This window comes from Aquisalimonas sp. 2447, assembly GCF_012044895.1.
Classification (GTDB): Bacteria; Pseudomonadota; Gammaproteobacteria; order Nitrococcales; family Aquisalimonadaceae; genus Aquisalimonas.
The window spans coordinates 3,497,044-3,517,545 of the sequence record NZ_CP050695.1 but is presented as its reverse complement, the minus strand read 5'-3'; the positions used below and the strand labels follow the sequence as shown (position 1 = coordinate 3,517,545).

Below are 20,502 nucleotides of genomic sequence, written 5' to 3'. Positions count from 1 at the left end.
GGGACACGCGGTAAACGCCGTCATTGCGAGCCATCCGGATCAACGTTGTCGTTGTTGTCCCATGCCGTGTTGCTCCATGGCGCTGCGGATCTCGTCCAGGCTGCCGGGGTCGTCGATGGTGGACGGCACCGGCACGTCGGACTCCGTGGATAGCTGGCGGATGCTCTTGCGCAGGATCTTGCCCGAGCGGGTCTTCGGCAGCTTCTGCACGATGGCCACCTGGCGCAGGCAGGCAAAGGCGCCGATGTTGCGCCGGACCATGTCCACCAGGTCCTGCTCCAGGGTGGCGTGATCCAGCTCGGCGCCGTCCTTGAGGACCACGAAGCCGATGGGCATTTCCCCCTTCATCTCGTCGGCGATGCCCACCACTGCGCATTCCGCGACGGCCTCGTGGCCGCCGATGATCTCTTCCATCTCGCCGGTGGAGAGCCGATGCCCGGCAACGTTGATGACATCGTCCATGCGGCCCATGACGAACAGGTAGCCGTCCTCGTCGATGTAGCCACCGTCGGAGGTGTCGTAGTAGCCGGGGAAGCGCTCCAGATAGGACGAGCGGAAGCGCGCATCGTCGTTCCACAGGGTGGGCAGGCAGCCCGGGGGCAGGGGCAGGCGGATGGCGATGTGGCCCTGCTCGCCGCGCCCCAGCGGCTCGCCCATGGGGTCGAGGATTTCCACCTGATAGCCGGGGCTGGGGAAGGTGGCGGAGCCGGGTTTCTCCGGATGTGGCTCCAGGCCCATGGGATTGGACGCAATGGGCCAGCCGGTCTCCGTCTGCCACCAGTGGTCGATCACCGGGCGACCGTCGCTGATCCCCTTGAGCCAGTCGTAGGTGGGCGGATCCAGGCGTTCACCGGCCAGGAACAGCGTTTTCAGGCAGCTCAGGTCGTAGTCTGCCATGTGGCGCGCTTCCGGGTCCTCCTTCTTCACCGCACGGAAAGCGGTGGGCGCGGTGAAGAAGGTCTTTACCCGGTGTTCCGAGATGACCCGCCAGAAGGCGCCGGCGTCCGGTGTCCTCACCGGTTTGCCCTCGTAGACCACCGAGGTGAGCCCACGCACCAGCGGGCCGTAGACGATGTAGGAATGGCCCACCACCCAGCCCACGTCGGAAGCGGTCCAGAACACCTCGCCGGGGTGGAGGTCGTAGATGGCGCCCAGGCTGAAGTTCAGCGCCACCGCGTAGCCGCCGGTGTCGCGCATCACGCCCTTGGGTTTGCCGGTGGTGCCGGAGGTGTGCAGGATGTACAGCGGATGGGTTGCCTCCACCGGTACCGGGTCGGCCGGGCTGGCGCCGGCCATCAGCCGATCCCAGTCGTTGTCGCGGTCGGCCTGCAGTTCCGCCTCGGCCTGGGGGCGGGCCTTCACCACCACCGCCCCGGGCTTGTGTTCGGCCTGCCGGATGGCCTCGTCCACCAGCGGCTTGTACGGAATGACCTTGGCGAACTCCATGCCGCAGCTGGCGGTGAGCAATGCCCTTGGCTTGGCGTCGTCGATACGCACCGCCAGCTCGTGGGGCGCGAAGCCGCCGAAGACCACCGCATGGATGGCGCCCAGGCGGGCGCAGGCGAGCATGCTGATCAATGCCTCGGGGATCATGGGCATGTAGATCACCACCCGGTCACCCTTGGTAACCCCCAGCTCGCGCAGCGCGCCGGCGCAGGTGGCAACGGCGTCACGGAGTTCACGGTAGGTATAGCGCTGCTGACTGTCCGTCACCGGCGAGTCGTGAATTATGGCGAGCTGGTCACCGCGACCCTGGTTGACGTGGTAATCCAGCGCCAGGTGCGCCATGTTCAGTTCGCCACCGCGGAACCACCGGTACAGTCCCTGATCGTCCTGGCCCACGATGTCGGTGGGTGGGCTGAACCAGTCCAGTTCCGCCGCCTGGTCCCGCCAGAAGCCTTCCGGGTCAGTGATGGAGCGCTGGTAGACGGACGCGTAGCTCATTGGTTTCTCCTCCTGGGCAGGGATTGTTCGGTGGTTGTCGGCCGGGTATTGGCCCGTATTGTTATGTCGCCTCGTGTGCGCCACCGGTACGGAGCGATGGCGTGACGCGATGAGGCGTGCGGGAATTACGCAGCGTTTCCCTAGTTTAGTACTATCCGTAACGTACCATCACGAAAGCTCATGAACAGCCGGGAGGCACGCGTGACACAACGCATCATTGTTACCGGAGGCGGCAGCGGCCTGGGTCGGTCGATCTGTCAGGAACTCGCGCGGCGGGACGTCGAGGTCATTGCCGTGGGCCGACGCAGGGAACCCCTGGACAAGACCTGCGCCCTGGATCCGAAGCGCATCAGCCGGGTTCCGGCGGATCTCGCCACGCCGGAGGGTCGCGCCGACGTGATCGCCGCCGTGGGTGACGGCCCCCTGGCCGGCATTGTCCACAACGCCGGCATGCTGGAACCCATCGGTCCGCTGGCCGGCGTGCTGCTGGACGACTGGCGCCAGGCCCAGGCCGTCAACGTGGAGGCGCCGCTGTTTCTCACCCAGGGGCTACTGTCCAACCTGCAGGGTGGACGGGTGCTGCACATGTCCTCGGGTGCCGCGCACCAGGGCTACCCGGGCTGGGGCAGTTACTGTGCCGGCAAGGCCGCTCTGTTCATGGTCTATCAGGTGCTGCGCCAGGAACTCGCCGACCGCGATATTGCCGTCGGCAGTCTGCGGCCCGGCGTGGTGGACACGCCCATGCAGGCGCTGATCCGCGAGCAGCCGCCGGAGCGCTTCCCCATGGTCCAGCGCTTCATGGATCTGCACGCCACCGGCCAGCTGGAAGACCCGGCCGACGTCGCCCGCTTCACCGCCTGGCTGCTGCTGGACGTGGACGGCGAGCAGTTCAGTGCCGACGAGTGGTCCTTTACCGAGCCGGCCCACCGGGAGCGGTGGGGTGGCTGACACGCAGATGTACGTGCCCCGGCGGGTGCCGCGGGCGGAGGACCTGTGTCTGCGCGGTGTGCGCCACCGGCTCTGGTGCTGGGGCCCGGCCACGGGCCGGCCGCTGGTCCTGCTGCATGGCTGGATGGATACCGGGCAGACCTGGCAGTTCCTGGTGGATGCCCTGGCGCGGGAGCGTCGCATCGTTGCGCCCGACTGGCGGGGGTTCGGGGGCTCCCAGTGGGTGCCGGGGGGGTATTACTTCCCGGACTACCTGGCGGACCTGGATGGGTTGCTGGACCACGTCGCCGGCGACGAGCCGGTGGATCTCGTGGGGCACAGCATGGGCGGCAACGTCGCCGGGCTGTACGCCGGGGTACGCCCGCAGCGGATCCGCCGGCTGGCCCTGGTGGAGGGGTTCGGTGCCCGCACCCGGGAGCCGGAGGAAGCCCCGGATAACTATGCCCGCTGGCTGGACCAGTGGCACGCGCCGCCCGAACTGCACGAACCGGAGTCCCTGGAGGCGTTCGCCCAACGGTTGCAGCAGCGGCATCCCCATCTCACGGTGGACCGTGCCCTGTTCGTCGCCGGCGCCTGGCTGCGCCCGCACGGTGATGGCTGGCAGTTACGCGCCGACCCCGGCCACAAACGGCGCAATCCGGTGCTCTACCGGCTCGCCGAAGCCGAAGCGTGCTGGCAATGCATCACCGCGTCGGCGCTCTGGGTGGTGGGCAATGACTCGCGCACCGTGTCCTGGTTCGGCGGTGAGGAGGAACTGGCCCGGCGGCGCGGGATCATCGGTGCCGAGGAAGTGCGCATCGACGCCGCCGGCCACATGATCCATCACGATCAACCCGAGGCGCTGGCAGCCGTTCTGGAGCCGTTTTTCGATGCTGCGGACTGACCTCCCGATGGCAGGGGTGCCGGACCGTCGGTGCGGGTGTCAGCTCTTGCCGTAATCGTTCTTCATCACGTCCATCCAGCGCCGATGCTTCTCGAACGCCTCCCGGCGCCAGCGCTCCACCTGTTCCCGGGAGTGCTCCTCCAGGACCTGCTTGTCCGTGTAGGAGCGCGGGTCGAGATCCTTCCTGTTGTCCTGATCCTTTTCGCTCATCGGCGACCTCGTCGATGTGTTGAAAACCGGCGCCGAGTATAACCGATCTCCCGGCAGCCCGTGTTATCCTGCGCGCTCGCCCGGTTCGCCAAGCCCGACCCCGACTGGCAGACATGACAGCACACCACGACCGCGAACTCGACGTCACCGGCCTGGACTGCCCGTTGCCGATTCTGCGCACCAAGCGCGAGCTGGTCCGCATGGACACGGGCCAGGTGCTGCGGGTGCTGGCCACCGATCCCCACTCGGTGGTGGACTTCCTCGCCTTCACCGAGAAAACCGCCAACCGCATGGTGGAGTACTGGGACGCCGACGGGGTCTACTACTTCCTTGTGGAGAAAGGCGACTAGAGAGGTTGGCATTGGAGAAGCGCAACGACGCGGTTGCCTGTTCTCCGAAGGGTGCATCTTGATGCGCCATCTCCGTGGTCCCGCGCGCCTTGCACGCCACTCCTTCCTGACCTATCTTGATACTCACCAGCCAGCAACTGCCCACGGAGAGGGCGTGCCGGGGATCGCCCGGCGACGGACCAGGGAAGGACCACACCAACCCCTCCCGGCCCCGTAGGAGCGACGTCAGTCGCGATTGACAACGCCCTCTCCCGCAGCACCTGGCTGGACAGACATGTCCAGCAGGGAGAGCGGAACCCATGTCCATTTCCATGGAAGTACCCGATATCCATGGCGCGGCTGCAGACGCCGGGTACTTCGGATGGTTACCCATCGAGAAGATCGCGTTCGGCGCGACCCGCGGGGTGACATCGCCCACGGGTCGGCGTGGCGGGCGCGAAGCCAGCAACACCGAGCTGCAGGAGCTCATACTCCGCGGCACCAGTGACCGCGCAACGCCCGCCCTGGTGCTCGGCGCCTGCTGCGGGCGCGGACAAACCATCCGCATTCACCTCACCCGGACGGGAGACGGTGCCGGCGCCGAGCCGTTTGCCGAGTACGTGCTCCACAACGCCCTGATCAGCGAGTACGCGGTGCGCGCCCGCAGCCGGGGTCACGCCCGCCCGGTGGAGACGCTACGCATCAGCTTCACCGCCTGGGAGTTGAAATACGTCGGCCAGGACGCCGACGGCAGGGTATTGCCGCCACAGGTGGTGGGTTTCGATAGCACGAACAATCGCCGAATTTAAGGAGAGGGATCTTTATGGCAGCCAAACTATTTTTCGGGCCGGTCGTTAAATCTCTTGCGAACGCGGCGGCCAAAAGAGCATCTTCGCCGATCGCCAAGGGCCTTGTGAAAGGCGCCGGCGTTCTTGGTGCCGGTGCGTCGGTCAGCGAAAAGGTCGACTCCTATCTCACCGAGCAATTGGCAGGTTCCTCTTCAGCCATGGACTACCGGCTGGGAATCATCGAGGCACTGCACGAAGCAGCTAAGGATTACCACAGGGCGTACACGGAGATCGAGGCGAATCTTGAGCGTTACGGGGATAACTTACCCTTCGGCGCCAGGCGTGCCACCTGCGACCAATACGAGCGTTTGGCGGAGCTTGAAACGCTGGAGGGGGTGATAGCGGAGATCAGGCAGCAGGTCGAGGTCTCTGAGGCCGTGGTGAGTGAAGTAGTAATGCGTCTGGATGCCGATATCGAAGAGTCGCGGAGGCGGCGTGATGAGCAACGCGACCATTTGCAACACGTTCAGCAACTTGAACGCTCGCGGATTCGGGTTCCCAATCCGGAGAAGTCCCGGAGAATTGCAGAAAAGATCTCACACGATCGCGCCTGGGCGTATGACGCCCAAGCAGCAGCGCAGAAGGATGAGCGCGAGAACGCAAAGGCCAAGGCGGTGCGGATCGAAAAACTTGCTTCGGATGCGGTCGGTCGTCTTGAAAATATAACGTTGTTGATGCGGCAGCAACCCGGCCTTTTCGTCTATCTCGACAAGGAACTCTGCGCCGAATGGCAGGAGGCGCTGGATCTATGAGGGTGATGGAGGTCGGGTCGATCAGGATTGCCCGCCGGCCGTTCGCTGTGTTTCTCGTTTTCGCCATTGGTCTTGCGTTGTCAGTCTCGAGTCTGCAAGCGAGGCCTGTCGGGGATGGTATTGATGATTTCGGTGATGTCCTGGACCTTGATATCGAGGAGAAAACAGCCTTCTGTATTGCGTATCCGGATCTCGGAGACAGTCGGGAGGCGCGCGACTCGAACAGGTGGCAGGAAGTGGCGTGCTCAGGCGTGCTGATCTGGGGTGAACATCACCCCGACATGTTTTTCTACTGGGCACGTATTCAGTTCCGGTCACTTTTTCTTCGCGACCAAGTCCACGACCGTCTCCGCGAGGGCGCCGAGAAGGGCAGCATCAAGGCGCTCACGGCCCTGGGCTTGATGGAGTACAGGCGCAATGATGACGAGCAGGCCATGCTCGACATCTACGAGCGTGCCGCGGCGATGGGGGACCCTGTGGCGATGGCGGAGCTGGGGCGGTATGTGGGCCGGCTCGGCTATCTTCTGGGCCATGATTCTGACCGCCCGGCCGACTATGAACGTGCCCGTGAGCTCCTTGAGGCGGCCAGCGAGATGGACTACCCGTTGGCGGACTACCTGCTGGGACGGCTGCACAGCGGGCTCCGGAACCGGGAGCTCGCGGAGACGTACCTGCGTTCGGCTGCCGAGGCCGGTGTTCGCCATGCCTATGACTGGCTCGAGACTATGGGTTACGAGGTCGAGCGCCCCGACGACCTCCTCGAGTTCCAGCTGCATGTGCCATGGAACGCGGTCATGTACCGCCGCCCCGAGCACGCCCCGGAAGGGTCCTGGGTCCACTCGAACGCCGCGCAGGAGTGAGCTGCGGGACGGGACACTAGTGTCCCCGCAACACCCGCTCCAGCACCGTCTCGATGCCCAGGGTGATGCGCTTGCTCATGGGCTGCTTGCGCCGGTAGGTGACCTCGAATACGTCCGCCTCCTCGGCCTTGGCCATGAGCAGATCATCGCTGGTCTGCAGGGCGTCCACCAGGTTCAGCTCGATGGCCTGCTCGCCGTACCAGTGATCGCCGTTGGCGACCCGGTCCAGCTCCAGTGACGGCCGGTAGCGGTGGACGAAGCGCTTGAACAAACCATGGGTTTCCTCGAGTTCGTGCTGGAACTTGCGGCGGCCGGCGTGGGTGTTCTCGCCCAGGGTGGTGATGGTGCGCTTGTGCTCGCCGGCGGTGTGAAGCTCCACGTCGACATCGTGGCGTTTGAGGAAGCGGTGAAAGTTCGGCAGCTGGGCGACGACGCCGATGGAGCCCAGCACGGCGAACGGTGCGGCGACGATGCGATCGGCCACGCAGGCCATGAGATAGCCGCCACTGGCGGCCACGCGGTCCACCGCCGCGGTGAGGGTAATGCCACGCTCCCGCAGCCGCGCCAGTTGGGACGCCGCCAGCCCGTAGCTGTGCACCAGGCCGCCGGGACTTTCCAGGCAGAGGATGACTTCATCTTTTTCCGGCCGTGCCAGGGTGAGCACCGCGGTGACCTCCTCGCGCAGGTTCTCCACCCGCGAGGCGCGGATGTCACCCTCGAACCGCAGCACATAGACGCGACCGGGATCGGTATCGTCCGCGGCCTGCTGCTTTTTCCGCTGTTTCCTGTCCGTCTTCTCGGACCGCTTCAGTCGGCGCAGCACCTTGCGGTCCAGGATGGCGTGATTCAGGGTGCGCCGCATGTCCCGGTAGCGGTGGTTGAGCTTGCGCACCCGCAGGGATTCGCGGCCCTGCTCGCGGTCGCGACCGGCCAGGGCGGCAATGCCCGCCGCCACGACCAGAACCGCGATCACCAGCGTGACCGCCTTGCTGAGAAACAGCCCGAAGTCGTAGATGAACTCCATGCCTCCTCCCGGGGGTGATGGCAGTGCTGCCCCGGCCAGGCGGCGACGCAACGCCGGACCGGGGATTGCGTGCAGCGTACAGCCCCGCGTGGCCAACCGGAACCGTCAGGCGTGCTGCTCGCGGGCCTCCACGTCCTCCACGGTGCGGTGCTGCACCGTCTGGTCCACCGGGAAGTGCCACACCAGCCACACCGCCGCCAGCTTGAACGGGATCGGTGCCAGCCCGTACAGCAAGGACAATGCCCAGACACCGTCCGGGTCACTGCTGCCCGCCTCGAAACCCGCCAGCGCCAGCAGCGGATAGGCAAGCCCCACCGCCAGGGCCAGGGCCAGTTTCGTGGCCATGCCCCAGAGGCCGAAGTAGAGCCCCGTACGCTGGCCGCCGCCGCGGGCGGTGTCCAGGTCCACCAGGTCTGCCTGCATGGATGAGGGCAGGGCCATGTCGATGCCCAGGCTGAGCCCCGAGAGCAGGCAGATGATGATGAACAGCCACGCGTCCCCCGGCCCCAGCAGGGGAACCCAGGCGAAGATCCCCGCCGCCCAGAGCATGGACAACGCCCACGTCCGGTGCTTGCCAATGCGGCGCGCCAGCCACAACCACAGGGGGATGCCACCCAGCCCGGCCAGGAAGTACACCACCAGCATGATGCCCGCCTGGCCCTCCGCCTGCAGCACGTGGTCCGCGAACAGCAGGAACAGTGTGGCTGGCAGGGCGTTGGCCAGGCCGTTCATGATGTAGGCAATGAGCAGCCGGAAGAACGGGCGATTCTCCCGCAGCAGCCGGACTCCTTCTCGCCAGGGCACGGCGGGCAGCACGTGGCGCGGCTCCGGTACCGCGATCAGGGTGATCAGCACCGTTGCCGGGAGCGTCAGCCACAGCAGCCACGCCAGCTGCTCCAGGGCGGCGCCGGCCGAGGCCTCGGGGTCGGTGAGGGTGATGGCGGGCAGGACGATGGCGATGAGCATGCCCGCCAGCACGAAGCCCTCGCGGCTGCCGGTGATGCTGGAGCGCTGGTGGTAATCCCGGCTCAGCTCCGCACCCCACGCCATGTAGGGCAGCGCCACCACGGTCCAGGCGAGATAGGTGATGAAACTCCACAGCAGCAGGTGCTGCATGCCGGCGTCGCCCGGTGGCCGAAACAGCTGATCCACTCCGAACATGAGGAACGGCACACCGATGAGAATCAGCGTCTTGCGGCGCCCGAACCCCACCCGTAGACGGTCGCCCAGACCACCCACCACCGGGTCGGTGACCACGTCCCAGAGGCGCGCGGCCAGCAGCAGCGCGCCCACGGCACCGACGCCGAGCTGCTCCGCGTAGAACGGCGGCAGGTAGACGTAGAGGGGAATGCCGAGGATGGCCAGGGGCAGGCCGGGCAGCCCGTAGAGCAGCACCCGGCTGCGGGAGATGGGTCTCAAGCCGGCGCCTCCGGGCGTTCCAGGGCGAGCTGCATCAGGTTGATGCGGCCCATGCGGAAGCCCACCTCGCAGTAGCTCAGGTAGTACCGCCACATGCGCATGAAGTGGTCGTCGTAGCCGAGTGCCTTGATGCCCGACCAGCAGGCCAGGAAGCGTTCATGCCAAAGCCGCAGCGTCTCGGCGTAGTGGAGGCCGAAGGCATCCATGTGCCGCAGGGTCAGGCCGGCATCGTTGGCCAGTTCGGTCAGGTGCCGGGTCGTGGGCAACATGCCGCCGGGGAAAATGTAGAGCTGGATGAAATCCGGGTTGCGCCGGTAGGTGGCGAAGGCGGCTTCATCGATGGTGATCACCTGCAGGGCAGCGCGCCCACCGGGCTTCAGGCAGTGGGCCAGTTGCCGGAAGTAGGCCGGCCAGTATTGCTCGCCCACGGCCTCGAACATCTCGATGGAGGCGACGTGATCGTACTGTTGCGTCTCGTTCCGGTAGTCCCGGAACACGTAGTCCACCGAGCCGTCCAGGCCGGTGTTACCGGCGGCCTCCCGGGCCCACTGAAGCTGTTCCCGGGAGAGGGTCAGTCCGGTGACCCGGTGCCCCTGTGCCGCTGCTTCGCGGCCGAATCCGCCCCAGCCACAGCCGATCTCCAGGATGTGGTCCCCCGGTCGCGCCTCCAGCAGCGACAGCATGCGGCGGTACTTCTGCTCCTGCGCCTTCTCCAGCGGCCAACGGTCCGTCTCCGGCGTTTCGGCTTCACCGAACAGGGCGCTGGAGTAGGTCATGCTGGGGTCCAGCCACTGACTGTAGAAAGCGTTGCCAAGGTCGTAGTGCGCGGCAATGTTGCGCCGGCTACCCCGGGGCGTGTTGCTGCGCAGGCGATGGCGCAGACGCCCCAGGGTCGTGGTGATGGTGCTGGGGCGCGATGCCCGGGCCAGCGCTGCCTCGTTCATGAACATCAGCTGCAACAGTGCCGACAGGTCACCCGTGTCCCAGTCGCCGGCCAGATACCCTTCGGCCATGCCCAGATGGCCCTGGGAGAGCAGCCGCCACAGCAGCCGCCACGGGCGCTGGACGCGCAGATCCGCATGGGCGCTGTCGTCGCCGCAGAAGCGCTGTTGGCCGCCGTCGGGAAACTCCACGTCCAGCGTGCCGTGCTGCAGTCGGCCCAGGACCCGGGCAAAGTAGCGCCCGGTGAAACCGGACAGGCCGGAGCCGGACTGCGCCATGGACTTTTCCCACGTCATCAGGTGACGTCCTCCTGCGGTGGAGAAGGTTTGCGGTGAAAGCTGGCACCGCGTCGCCAGAGCTTCAGCGCCTGCCAGTGGATTGAGATCATGACCCACAGGGTCATGAATGGGTAGCGCCAGCCCGCACGCAACAGCTCGCTGTCGTTGAGTGGGCGGCGCTGGCCGTGCTGGACGGCCGTTAGCTGCAGCTGGCCACCGTCTAGGTACTGGATGGCGGTCACGAAGGTGTCACCCGCCGGCAGTAGCCGGAATCGATACTCCCCCGAGACGGGGAAGAACGGGGATACGTGGAAGACTTTCGTGGCCCGGGAGCGGAGCGGGGCAGTCAGGGCCCTGCCGTGTCGGTGCAGCAGGTAGCCGTGCCACTCGCCGAAGGTGTTGCGCACCTCACAGAGGACGGCCCGCAACATGCCGTCAGCGTGGTAGCAGTACCACAGGCTCAGCGGGTTGAAGCCGTAGCCCAGCACCCGGGGCATGCACAACAGCTTCACTCGCCCGCCTTCCAGCACTATGCCGGCGCGGGCAAGCACGTCGTCGATCCAGGGGCGCAACGGTGAGCCGTCCTTCGGGCCGTGGTCGCGGTCGTAAAAGCTGAACAGATTGAACCTGTTGCGGGAGAACAGGCGCAGCCGCTTTGCCGTGGTGTCGATGGCATCCAGGTCCAGCAGCAGGCTGAACAGCCGGTAGCGAAAGCGCAGCGGATGGGCGCCATGGCGACGGTGCATCACTGATCCGGTGTACAGGGCAGCCTGTTCCGTGGCGTCGTTCATGGTCGTTCCTACCCCGTTGCAACGATGGGCGAACCGAATAACCCGCCCTGTGTCACCGGTTCGGGGTCAAGCCACGCCGGCCGCACCCCGAGTCGCCCGGCGACGTTGACCGCCGAGCGCAGGCCATCCTCATGGAAACCATAGCCCAGATAGCTGCCACAGAACCAGATGCGGTCCCGCCCCTGAATCTGCTCCATCATGCCCTGAGCGCGCACCGCCGCGCCATCAAAGACCGGGTGATCGTAGACTGCGCGCTCGTAGACAAGGCTCTCGTCGGGGGGCGACTCGGGGTTCAGGCTGACGAAAACGTCGCCGACGCCGTCCAGGCCCTGCAGCCGGTTCATCCAGTATGTCACCGATGCCGGCTGCTGCTGGGCGCCAGCCTGGTAATTCCAGCTTGCCCAGACGCGGCGAAGCCGGGGCATGAGCTGCGGATCACTGTGCAGCCAGCCGATATTCTCCTGATAGCGGAAGGCGGACAGCAGGCGCTCTTCCCAGTAGCTGGGCTGCTCGAGCATGGCCAGTGTCTGGTCGGCGTGAGCACCGACGACCACCTGGTCGAAGCGACCGAGGAGGCCATCATCGCCGAACAGTTCCACGCCCTCCTTGACCCGGCTGATCCGCCGTACCGGCGTGCGGGTGTGGTAGCCGCCGGTGATGCCGGGGAGCATGCGCCGCACGTATTCCCGCGCGCCACCGGCTACCGTGCGCCACTGCGGGCGGTTGGCCACGTCCAGCAGGCCGTGGTTGTGGAAGAACTGCAGGAAGCGTCGCGCCGGGAAGGCAAGCATGTCCTGGGGTGGGCAGGACCAGATGGCCGCGGCCATGGGCAGAAGGTATTGCTGCCGCAGCTCACTGGAGGCGTTCATGGCGTCCAGAAACTCGCCCAGGGACGGCTCGCCGGTGCTGTCATCCGCCAGGAACCGACGGGCCCGCCGATTGAACCGCAGGATGTCGCCCACCATGCGCAGGAACGAGGGGCTCAACAGATTGCGCCGCTGGGCGAAGAGCTTGTTCACGCTGTCGCCGGCCCATTCCAGTCCGCCGTCGGCGGAGCGGAAGGCGAAAGACATGTCACTGTCCCGGGTGGGCACGTCCAGCTGACGGAACAGGCTGCTCAGGTGTGGGTAGTTGCGTTCGTTATACACGATGAAGCCGGTATCCACCGGCACCGGGCCATCGCGGCCGGGTACGTCCCGCGTGCGGCTGTGGCCGCCCACGTAATCGTTGCCTTCGAACAGCGTGACACTGTGGCGACGACTCAACAGCCAGGCCGCGCCGAGACCGCTGATGCCACCACCGACAACCGCAATACGGGATCCGTTCATGTTTATTCCATTCAATAGTTGTACCAGTATTGTACAGTACCTTGGGCGCTATGCCAGCCCTCGGAAAGGGTGCATTGAGGTCCGTGGTATCCAGTACGGCTGTAACGCGCTTCCGGATGCGCCGATGACCGGTGGTGGCCTAGTGTCCTGTCCCAGAAGTGCGCTGTATTTTGAGCGCCGCACAGGCGCTCCCGCAGGGCCTGCCTCTGGGCGGCTGAGCCGGCGTTATCGGCCCTCGCCGTAGTGACGCTACGCCTTCGGCCCGATGGCCTTGCCTCAGCCGCCCAGAGGTCAGGCAAAATACAGCGCACTTCTGGGACAGGACACTAGTGTCGTATCCTGTAGCTCTACAGTTACTGGCAGTTATCCCGTGGAGGTTACGGCTTGAGAGGGCGGCAAGGCACCCGCAAGCGCATTCTTGATGCAGCCGGCGAGCTGCTCCAGCGTAATGGCTTCGGTGGTTTCAGCTATCAGCACATCGCGGCCCAACTGGGCGTGAAGAATGCCGCTATCCACTATCACTTTCCATCCAAGACGGACCTGGGCGTGGCCCTGATTCGCCGCTACCGGGCGAACTTCACCTGGTGGACCGATCAGCTCGCCACGCAGGGGCTGGACCCGGTGGCCCGGCTGGAGGCGTTCTGTGATCTCGAGGAGCGCTATCTCCGCGAGGGCAAGGTGTGTCCATTGGGTGTGGTGGGTGTCGAGCACGCAGGTATTCCGGAGGCCATGCGCCGGGAGACGGAAGTCTTCCTGGGCGAGTTGCTGGCGTGGATGACACGCACCCTGGAGGAGGGCGCGGCGCAGGGGGTGATGACCTATAGCGGATCGGCTGCCGGCAAGGCGCTGTCCGTGCTTACCGCACTGCAGGGCGGCCTGCAGGTCGCCCGTGTCGGTGGCAGTACGACGTTCCAGGGTGTGGTGGAGCAGCTGCGTTCCGAACTCGGGTTACCCCGGGAGCGCGTGGCCCGCAAACCCGTCGCAGCAATGGGTGCCTGACGGACTGGCGGGAAGCATGTATGGAAAGTGGGTGGCTTGCAGCGCTGCGCAGGGAATCGGGCCGGATGGAGACACTGGGAGAGCTCGGGGCTGCCTGCAAGCGGGTCCGGGAGGCCCTGTCACTGGACTACTACTGCCTTGGCTTGCGCCTGCCCACCTCGTTCGTGGATCCCGATCTGATCGTGATGGACGACTATCCCCAGGGGTTTCGGGCACTCTATGAGCGCATGGACGGCTTGCACACGGATCCGGTGCTGTTGCAGTGCTACGAGCAGGCGGCGCCGGTGTTCTGGCACGAGGCGTTCGCCCGGGCCAGGCGTGGTACGGCCCCGGCGCGCTACGTGGAAGCGATTCGTGCCCTCGGCCTGCGCAACGGTGTGAGCTGCGGCTTTCGAGGTGTGCAGGGCGAGTTTGCGATCCTGTCGTTGGGCACCGGGCGCGACGACCGTGAGACCCATTCGCGGCTTCGAGGCATTGCGCCGCAAGCCATGCTTGCTGGCGCCTGGCTCAAGGATGCCGCCTCACGCATGGTCTGCGCGGATCCCTCGGCAGGGCTCACGCCCCGTGAGCGAGAGTGCCTGCTATGGTGCGCCGAGGGGTGCAGTGCGCCGGCAATCGCATTGCGCCTCGGTATTGCCGAGCGGACCGTGGTCTTTCATCTCAGCAACGCCGTGGGCAAGCTTGGCGCCAGTACCCGGCAGCAGGCCGTGGCGCGCGCGGTGGCGCTGGGCGTCGTGGAGCCCCGGGCCGTGTCCATGCCGGAGCACTGACCGTGCTGGCTTCCACGGGCTCTCGGGTCAGGATCCTTTGGCTGTCATCACAGGGAGACCCGTGCAACAGATTCAGGAACGTCTGACCGGGGCCGCGGGACGCCTTGCCGGAGCCATCGCCGGCGCCGTCGCGTTCGGGGCTCCGGGCGCCGTGGCGGGACTGCTGGCCGGGTACGCGGGCGACATTGTCGCGCGCCGCTGGCTGGTGTCCGGTCGTCGGTGGCGTGATGAATTGCCGGATCCGGAGCAGCGCCACTATCTCACCGCCGCCTGCGCGGTATTGGGCCATGTGGCGAAAGCGGATGGCCGTGTCAGTGAGGCCGAGATCAGGGTGGCGCGGGAGGTCTTCCGCGTTCTGGAGATCGACGATGAGTTGCGGGGCGATGCCATTGCCTTGTTCGGGCGAGGCAAGCGTCGGGATTTTCCCCTGGCCTGGGTGTTGAAGCGACTGCACCGCGCCTGCGAGGGGGATGACGACCTGTTGCAGGCCTTTCTCGAGTATCAGGTTGCCGTGGCTCAGGCGGACGGGCCGGCGTCAGGCCATCAGTACGCCGTGCTCCAGCGCATTGCCCGACGCCTCGGCTTCAACGACAGCGAGTTGCGACGGCTCATCCGCGGCCAGCGGGGCAGCACCGAGGTGCGTGCCATGCCCCGGAGCCCGTTCCGGGTGCTGGGCGTGGCGGAGAGTGCCACGCCGGAGCAGATCCGCATGGCCTACCGCAAGCTGATCAGTCGCCATCACCCGGATCGGTTGCAGGCGCGGGGCTGCTCCGAGGAAGAGATACGCGCCGGCGCCAACCGTACCCACGCGGCGCGGCGCGCCTACGACGAGATCCGCCGCCAGAAGGGCTTCTGACGCAGCGGTCAGCGCTTCCCCGTCAGCCCAGCATGCCGAAGCGGCCGCCGCTGGCCACCACCACCACGATCACGCCAATGACCAGGTTCAGCGCGACCAGGCGCCGGACGTTGGCCAGCGCCCGGGCGCCGTGTTCCCAGTCCTGGGCGTCCACCGCCTTGCGCAACTGCCGGAAGGGCAGGAAAAACACCAGGAGGAACAGCAATGCCATGATCAGCCCGAGCCCGTGCATCACGTGGACGTGGGTGGGCCAGGCATCCATGCCGCTGAACACGGCGAAGCCAAGCCAGTAGCCGCTGAGCAGCACGATGACCACGGACTTCCAGACCCAGACGAAGAACTTCGCCAGCACGCGCCGCCACAGCATCAGGCGTTCCGGCGCCTCGAGGACGTTGGCGGCCGCCGGGCGCAGGATGACGTAGGCGAAGAACATGCCGCCGACCCAGATGACGGCGAACAGGACATGCAGCAGGCTGGCAATGCTGATCACTTGGCGATCCCTCTGGCAACGAGTGTTTCGGGTAAAGAAGCACTGAGTTCAGTGTTTCGTTGAGGCGTGTGGAGTGTAGCAGTGCCGGACCGTGGCCGGCATCCTTGCGGTGGCTCCACCGGCCCGCTTTCGGTAAAGTTGCGGAGCCGAATACGCAGGGGCGTCCATGACTGACTACCGCATCGCACCATCCATCCTCTCCGCCGACTTCGCGTGCCTGGGCGCGGAAGTCGATGCCGTGCTCGCCGCCGGCGCGGATATGGTCCACTTCGACGTCATGGATAATCACTACGTCCCCAATCTCACCATCGGCCCCATGATCTGTCAGGCGTTGCGCAACCACGGCGTCACAGCGGAGATCGACGTGCACCTGATGATCAAACCGGTGGATCGCATCATCCCCGACTTCGCCGCCGCCGGCGCCGACTGGATCACCTTCCATCCCGAAGCCACGGAGCACGTGGATCGCAGTCTGCAACTCGTGCGCGATCAGGGCTGCCGCAGCGGGTTGGTGTTCAACCCGGCCACGCCGCTGGATGTTCTCAAGTACGTCATGGATAAAGTGGATATGGTGCTGCTCATGTCCGTGAACCCCGGTTTCGGCGGCCAGTCCTTCATCCCGGGAACCCTGGACAAGCTGCGCGAGGCCCGGGCCCTGATCGATGCCAGCGGCCGTGATATCCGCCTGGAGGTGGACGGCGGCATCAAGACGGAGAACATCCGCACTGTTGCCGAGGCTGGTGCCGATACCTTTGTCGCCGGGTCGGCCATTTTCGGCAAGGATGACTACACCCGGGTGATCGGTGCCATGCGCCGGGAACTGGAGCAGGTGGGGCAGTGATCAAGGGAATCCGGGCCCTGCTGTTCGACCTGGACGGCACGCTGGTGGACAGCGCGCCGGACATGGCGGTGGCAGTGGATCGCATGCTCGCCGTTGCCGGCCGTGGGCCCGCCGGCGAGGCCCGGGTGCGTCAATGGGTGGGCAACGGTGCCCGGCGACTTGTCATGCGTGCGCTCGACGGCCAGGGCGATGGCGAACCCACCGAGGCGGAAATCGAGCACGCCCTGGCGGCGTTCCTGGACTACTACGGCGAGCGCCTTAGCGATCACAGCGTGCTCTACCCGGGCACGCGGGCCGGGCTGGACCGGTTGCAGGCCGACGGGTATGGTCTGGCCTGTGTCACCAACAAGCCCGAGGCCCTGGCGCGCCGGCTACTGGAAGAAATGGGGCTGGGCGCCTATTTCCCGGTGGTCGTCGGGGGTGACACGCTGCCGGTACGCAAGCCGGACCCGGCACCGGTGCACCACGCCATCGCCGCGCTGGGCGCCACACCTGCCTCCACCATCATGGTGGGGGATTCCCGGGCGGATGTGGACGCCGGCCGCAACGCAGGCACGTTTGTCGTCTGTGTGCCCTATGGCTACAGTCAAGGCGAGGATGTGGCGGCCATGGCGCCGGACGCAATTGTTGATAGCATGGACGACTTACACCGGTTGCTGACCGTCGGTGACCGCGAAACGGGATCATGACCATGACACCATCGCTCCATCAGGCATGGCTGGGCGACACACGATGGCGGGGCTGAACAGCGCCCGTGACTGTTGCGTGATTCGTTCAACCGTTGGCCGATGGTGATCATCCATGAACAAGGACCAATTCCAGGAACTCGTTGACCGGGGTTACAACCGCATCCCGGTGATCCGCGAAGTGCTCGCCGACCTCGACACCCCCCTGAGCACCTATCTCAAGCTCGCCGACGGGCCGTATTCCTTCCTGCTGGAGTCCGTCCAGGGCGGCGAGAAATGGGGGCGCTACTCCATTATCGGGCTGCCGTGCCGCACCGTGCTTCGTGTGCGCCAGGGCCACATCACCGTGGAGCGCGACGGTGAGTTGACCGAAGAGGCGCGCCCGGAGGACCCGCTGGCCTGGCTGGAGGCGTTCCACGGGCGCCACGCCGTGCCGGCGCCTCCAGGGTTTCCGCAGATGCCGCGCTTCACCGGTGGTCTGGTGGGCTATTTCGGCTACGACACCATCCGCTATATCGAGCCGCGCCTGGCCGACTGCGTCAATCCGGACACTCTGGACATGCCGGACATCATGCTCATGGTGGCGGACGAGGTGTTGGTGTTCGACAATCTGGCCGGTCGCTTGTATCTCGTCGTCCACGCCGAGGCCGACGCCCCGGACGCGTGGGAGCAGGCCCAGGCGCGTCTCGAAAGCCTGGTCCGGACCCTGCGTTCAGCGGCCACGGACTACCGCCCGGACCACCAGCGGCGCGAGGTTACCGAGGACGATTTCCGCTTCGAGACGTCGCGGGAGGACTTCGAAGGCGCCGTGGAGCGGATCAAGCGCTACATCGTCGACGGTGACGCCATGCAGGTGGTGCCGTCCCAGCGCATGAGCACCGACTATAAGGCCGCGCCGCTGGATCTGTACCGGGCGCTTCGCTGCACCAACCCGTCGCCGTACATGTATTTCCTGAATCTGGGGGACATGTACGTGGCGGGCTCCTCGCCGGAGATCCTGGTGCGGGTGGAAGAGGGTGAGGTCACCGTCCGCCCTCTGGCTGGCACTCGCAAGCGCGGTGCCAGCGAGGCCGAGGACCAGGCGCTGGAAGAAGAACTGCTGGCGGATCCCAAGGAGCGCGCCGAGCACCTGATGCTCATTGACCTGGGCCGCAACGACGTGGGCCGCATCGCCGAGACCGGCACCGTCGAGGTCACCGACCAGATGACCATCGAGCGATACTCCCACGTCATGCATATCGTCTCCAACGTCAGCGCCCGGCTGCGCCCGGAGCTGAGCCCCATGGACGTGCTTCGGGCCACATTCCCGGCGGGCACGCTCAGCGGTGCGCCCAAGATCCGCGCCATGGAGATCATCGACGAAATGGAGCCGTCGCGCCGGGGCCTGTATTCCGGGGCGGTGGGCTACTGGTCCTGGTCCGGCAACATGGATACCGCCATCGCCATTCGTACGGCGCTGATCAAGGACGGCCAGGTGCACGTCCAGGCCGGCGCCGGCGTGGTGGCGGATTCGGTGCCCAGCGCCGAGTGGGAGGAAACCCTGAACAAGGGCCGGGCCCTGATCCGCGCCGTGGCCATGGCCGAACGCGGGCTGGACGAGTGAGGATGCCGCCATGCTGCTGATGATCGACAACTACGACTCCTTCACCTACAACCTGGTGCAGTACCTGGGCGAGTTGGGGGCGGAGGTGCAGGTCTACCGCAACGACGCCGTCGACCTGGATACCATCGCGCGCCTGGCACCGGCGCAGATCGTGCTCTCCCCGGGGCCTTGCACGCCCAACGAGGCGGGCATCTCCCTGGCGGTGGTGGAGCGCTTCGCCGGGCGGATTCCCCTGTTGGGCGTGTGCCTCGGTCACCAGGCCATCGGCCAGGCCTTCGGTGGCCACGTGGTGCACGCCGGTCAGGTGATGCACGGCAAGACCTCCGAGGTGCATCACCACGATATCGGCGTGTTCACCGGGCTGCCCAACCCCATGACGGCGACCCGCTACCACTCCCTGGTGGTGGACAAGCAGCGTCTGCCGGACTGCCTGGAGGTCACCGCCTGGACCGAGGCGGACGACGGCGCCGTGGAAGAGATCATGGGCCTGCGCCACCGTGAACTCGACGTGGAGGGGGTGCAATTCCATCCGGAGTCCATCCTCACCGACCACGGGCATGCACTGCTGAAGAACTTTCTTGACCGCACCTCGCCCACCGGCAAGGCGGCATGACCGCAGGAGACCAGTCAATGGACATGCAGGACGCCATTCGTGCTGTCACCGAGTACCGCAACCTCAGCCGCGACGAAATGACCGATGTCATGCGCTTGATCATGACCGGCCAGGCAACCCAGGCGCAGATCGGTGGCTTCCTCATCGGCCTGCGCATGAAGGGCGAGACCGTGGACGAGATCGCCGCCGCCGCCGGGGTCATGCGGGGGCTGGCTGCGGAAGTGGACGTGGACACCGAGCACCTGGTGGATACCTGCGGCACCGGTGGTGATGCGGCCGGCACCTTCAACGTCTCCACCGCCACGGCCTTCGTCGTGGCCGCCGCCGGCGGGCGCGTGGCCAAGCACGGCAACCGCTCCGTCTCCAGCTCCTCGGGCAGTGCCGACGTTCTGGAACTGGCCGGTGCCAACCTGGAACTCACGCCGGCGCAGGTGGGGCAGTGCATCGACCAGGTGGGTGTGGGCTTCCTGTTCGCCCCGGCCCACCACTCGGCCATGAAGCACGCCGTGGGGCCGCGCAAGGAGATGGGGGTGCGCACGCTGTTCAACGTGCTGGGCCCGCTCACCAACCCGGCGGGCGCCCCTCACCAGCTGCTCGGCGTCTATTCCCGGGATTGGGTGCGCCCGCTGGCAGAAGTGTTGCTGACCCTGGGCAGCGACCGGGTGCTGGTGGTCAACGCCGAGGACGGCCTGGACGAAATCAGCATTGCCGCGGCCACCCACGTGGCCGAGGTGGATGAGGACGAAGTCACCGAGTACACCATCACCCCGGAAGATTTCGGTATGGAGCGCGCCTCGCTGGACGCCGTGCGCGTGGACAGCGTGGACGCTAGTCTGGCGCTGATTCGCGCCGTGTTCGCGGGCCAGCAGGGGCCGGCGTCGGATCTGGTGGCGCTGAATGCCGGCGCCGCCATCTACGCCGCGCGTCTGGCCGATACCGTGGCCGCCGGCGTGGAACAGGCGCGCGCCGTTCTCTCCAGCGGCGCCGCGGCGGACAAGCTGGACGAGTTCGTGCGCTTCAGCCGGCATCAAGGGAAACACTGAAGCAGCCGTAAGGTGGACCTTCAGGTCCACCATTCCAGCCTCGCC

General features: G+C 66.3%; 22 protein-coding genes. 14 read left to right on the top strand and 8 right to left on the bottom strand.

The annotated features are described in order from the left end of the window. Nucleotides 1–39 precede the first annotated feature (39 nt). Nucleotides 40–1,944 (bottom strand): propionyl-CoA synthetase, encoded by a 1,905-nt coding sequence (locus KU884_RS16670; protein WP_167783667.1) that lies wholly within the window; start codon nt 1,942–1,944, stop codon nt 40–42. A gap of 201 nt (nt 1,945–2,145) precedes the next feature. On the opposite strand from KU884_RS16670, the gene KU884_RS16665 reads away from it, so the two are divergent. After that, on the top strand, nt 2,146–2,892 hold the full coding sequence (locus KU884_RS16665; RefSeq protein ID WP_254432093.1) for an SDR family NAD(P)-dependent oxidoreductase: 747 nt from the start codon (nt 2,146–2,148) through the stop codon (nt 2,890–2,892). Continuing rightward, entirely contained in the window at nt 2,885–3,775 is an 891-nt protein-coding gene (locus tag KU884_RS16660; protein ID WP_254432092.1) for an alpha/beta fold hydrolase, read from the top strand. The genes KU884_RS16665 and KU884_RS16660 overlap by 8 nt, the downstream gene beginning before the upstream one ends. 39 nt (nt 3,776–3,814) lie before the next feature. On the opposite strand, the gene KU884_RS16655 is transcribed toward KU884_RS16660, so the two are convergent. Further along, the gene (locus tag KU884_RS16655; RefSeq protein ID WP_167783665.1) at nt 3,815–3,985 is read right to left on the bottom strand and encodes a hypothetical protein; all 171 of its coding nucleotides are present in this window, start codon (nt 3,983–3,985) and stop codon (nt 3,815–3,817) included. Between the two features lie 113 nt (nt 3,986–4,098). Here KU884_RS16655 and KU884_RS16650 point away from each other — a divergent pair, with 113 nt between their 5' ends. The 4 genes from KU884_RS16650 (at nt 4,099) to KU884_RS16635 (ending at nt 6,774) form a co-directional block, all read left to right on the top strand. After that, complete coding sequence (locus tag KU884_RS16650; protein WP_167783664.1) at nt 4,099–4,335, top strand: sulfurtransferase TusA family protein; 237 nt, start codon at nt 4,099–4,101, stop codon at nt 4,333–4,335. A gap of 299 nt (nt 4,336–4,634) precedes the next feature. Next, on the top strand, nt 4,635–5,123 hold the full coding sequence (locus KU884_RS16645; RefSeq protein ID WP_167783663.1) for a type VI secretion system tube protein Hcp: 489 nt from the start codon (nt 4,635–4,637) through the stop codon (nt 5,121–5,123). Between the two features lie 14 nt (nt 5,124–5,137). Beyond that, nucleotides 5,138–5,914: a hypothetical protein gene (locus tag KU884_RS16640; protein ID WP_167783662.1), complete on the top strand. Its 777-nt coding sequence runs from the start codon at nt 5,138–5,140 to the stop codon at nt 5,912–5,914. 2 nt (nt 5,915–5,916) lie between these two features. Next, nucleotides 5,917–6,774 (top strand): tetratricopeptide repeat protein, encoded by an 858-nt coding sequence (locus KU884_RS16635; protein ID WP_167783661.1) that lies wholly within the window; start codon nt 5,917–5,919, stop codon nt 6,772–6,774. A gap of 16 nt (nt 6,775–6,790) precedes the next feature. Here the strand turns inward: KU884_RS16635 and sohB are convergent, their stop codons facing one another. From sohB to KU884_RS16610, 5 genes are all read right to left on the bottom strand, one after another. After that, nucleotides 6,791–7,798 (bottom strand): protease SohB, encoded by a 1,008-nt coding sequence (sohB, locus tag KU884_RS16630; protein ID WP_167783660.1) that lies wholly within the window; start codon nt 7,796–7,798, stop codon nt 6,791–6,793. A 105-nt stretch (nt 7,799–7,903) separates the two neighbouring features. Continuing rightward, entirely contained in the window at nt 7,904–9,217 is a 1,314-nt protein-coding gene (locus KU884_RS16625) for an MFS transporter (RefSeq protein WP_167783659.1), read from the bottom strand. Beyond that, nucleotides 9,214–10,455, bottom strand: a complete 1,242-nt coding sequence (locus KU884_RS16620; RefSeq protein ID WP_254432091.1) for a cyclopropane-fatty-acyl-phospholipid synthase family protein — start codon at nt 10,453–10,455, stop codon at nt 9,214–9,216. The genes KU884_RS16625 and KU884_RS16620 overlap by 4 nt, the downstream gene beginning before the upstream one ends. Continuing rightward, on the bottom strand, nt 10,455–11,228 hold the full coding sequence (locus tag KU884_RS16615; RefSeq protein WP_167783658.1) for a DUF1365 domain-containing protein: 774 nt from the start codon (nt 11,226–11,228) through the stop codon (nt 10,455–10,457). The genes KU884_RS16620 and KU884_RS16615 overlap by 1 nt, the downstream gene beginning before the upstream one ends. An 8-nt stretch (nt 11,229–11,236) precedes the next feature. After that, a complete protein-coding gene (locus KU884_RS16610) occupies nt 11,237–12,556 on the bottom strand; it encodes an NAD(P)/FAD-dependent oxidoreductase (protein ID WP_167783657.1) in 1,320 nt (439 codons plus the stop codon). A 384-nt stretch (nt 12,557–12,940) separates the two neighbouring features. Here KU884_RS16610 and KU884_RS16605 point away from each other — a divergent pair, with 384 nt between their 5' ends. From KU884_RS16605 to djlA, 3 genes are all read left to right on the top strand, one after another. Continuing rightward, nucleotides 12,941–13,555, top strand: coding sequence for a TetR/AcrR family transcriptional regulator (locus tag KU884_RS16605; protein ID WP_167783656.1), 615 nt, complete (start codon nt 12,941–12,943; stop codon nt 13,553–13,555). 65 nt (nt 13,556–13,620) lie between these two features. Further along, nucleotides 13,621–14,325, top strand: a complete 705-nt coding sequence (locus tag KU884_RS16600) for a LuxR family transcriptional regulator (RefSeq protein WP_167783655.1) — start codon at nt 13,621–13,623, stop codon at nt 14,323–14,325. A gap of 61 nt (nt 14,326–14,386) precedes the next feature. Next, complete coding sequence (djlA, locus tag KU884_RS16595) at nt 14,387–15,181, top strand: co-chaperone DjlA (protein WP_167783654.1); 795 nt, start codon at nt 14,387–14,389, stop codon at nt 15,179–15,181. Between the two features lie 22 nt (nt 15,182–15,203). Here the strand turns inward: djlA and KU884_RS16590 are convergent, their stop codons facing one another. Beyond that, nucleotides 15,204–15,614: a CopD family protein gene (locus KU884_RS16590; protein WP_217351512.1), complete on the bottom strand. Its 411-nt coding sequence runs from the start codon at nt 15,612–15,614 to the stop codon at nt 15,204–15,206. A 223-nt stretch (nt 15,615–15,837) separates the two neighbouring features. On the opposite strand from KU884_RS16590, the gene rpe reads away from it, so the two are divergent. From rpe to trpD, 5 genes are all read left to right on the top strand, one after another. Beyond that, a complete protein-coding gene (rpe, locus tag KU884_RS16585) occupies nt 15,838–16,512 on the top strand; it encodes a ribulose-phosphate 3-epimerase (RefSeq protein ID WP_167783653.1) in 675 nt (224 codons plus the stop codon). Continuing rightward, nucleotides 16,509–17,201: a phosphoglycolate phosphatase gene (locus tag KU884_RS16580; protein ID WP_371807942.1), complete on the top strand. Its 693-nt coding sequence runs from the start codon at nt 16,509–16,511 to the stop codon at nt 17,199–17,201. Before rpe ends, KU884_RS16580 begins: the two co-directional genes overlap by 4 nt. Nucleotides 17,202–17,313: 112 nt before the next feature. Continuing rightward, on the top strand, nt 17,314–18,801 hold the full coding sequence (gene trpE / locus KU884_RS16575) for an anthranilate synthase component I (RefSeq protein WP_167783652.1): 1,488 nt from the start codon (nt 17,314–17,316) through the stop codon (nt 18,799–18,801). A gap of 10 nt (nt 18,802–18,811) precedes the next feature. Further along, nucleotides 18,812–19,414 (top strand): aminodeoxychorismate/anthranilate synthase component II, encoded by a 603-nt coding sequence (locus KU884_RS16570; RefSeq protein WP_167783651.1) that lies wholly within the window; start codon nt 18,812–18,814, stop codon nt 19,412–19,414. Between the two features lie 17 nt (nt 19,415–19,431). Next, nucleotides 19,432–20,457, top strand: coding sequence for an anthranilate phosphoribosyltransferase (gene trpD, locus KU884_RS16565; protein WP_167783650.1), 1,026 nt, complete (start codon nt 19,432–19,434; stop codon nt 20,455–20,457). Nucleotides 20,458–20,502 lie beyond the last annotated feature (45 nt).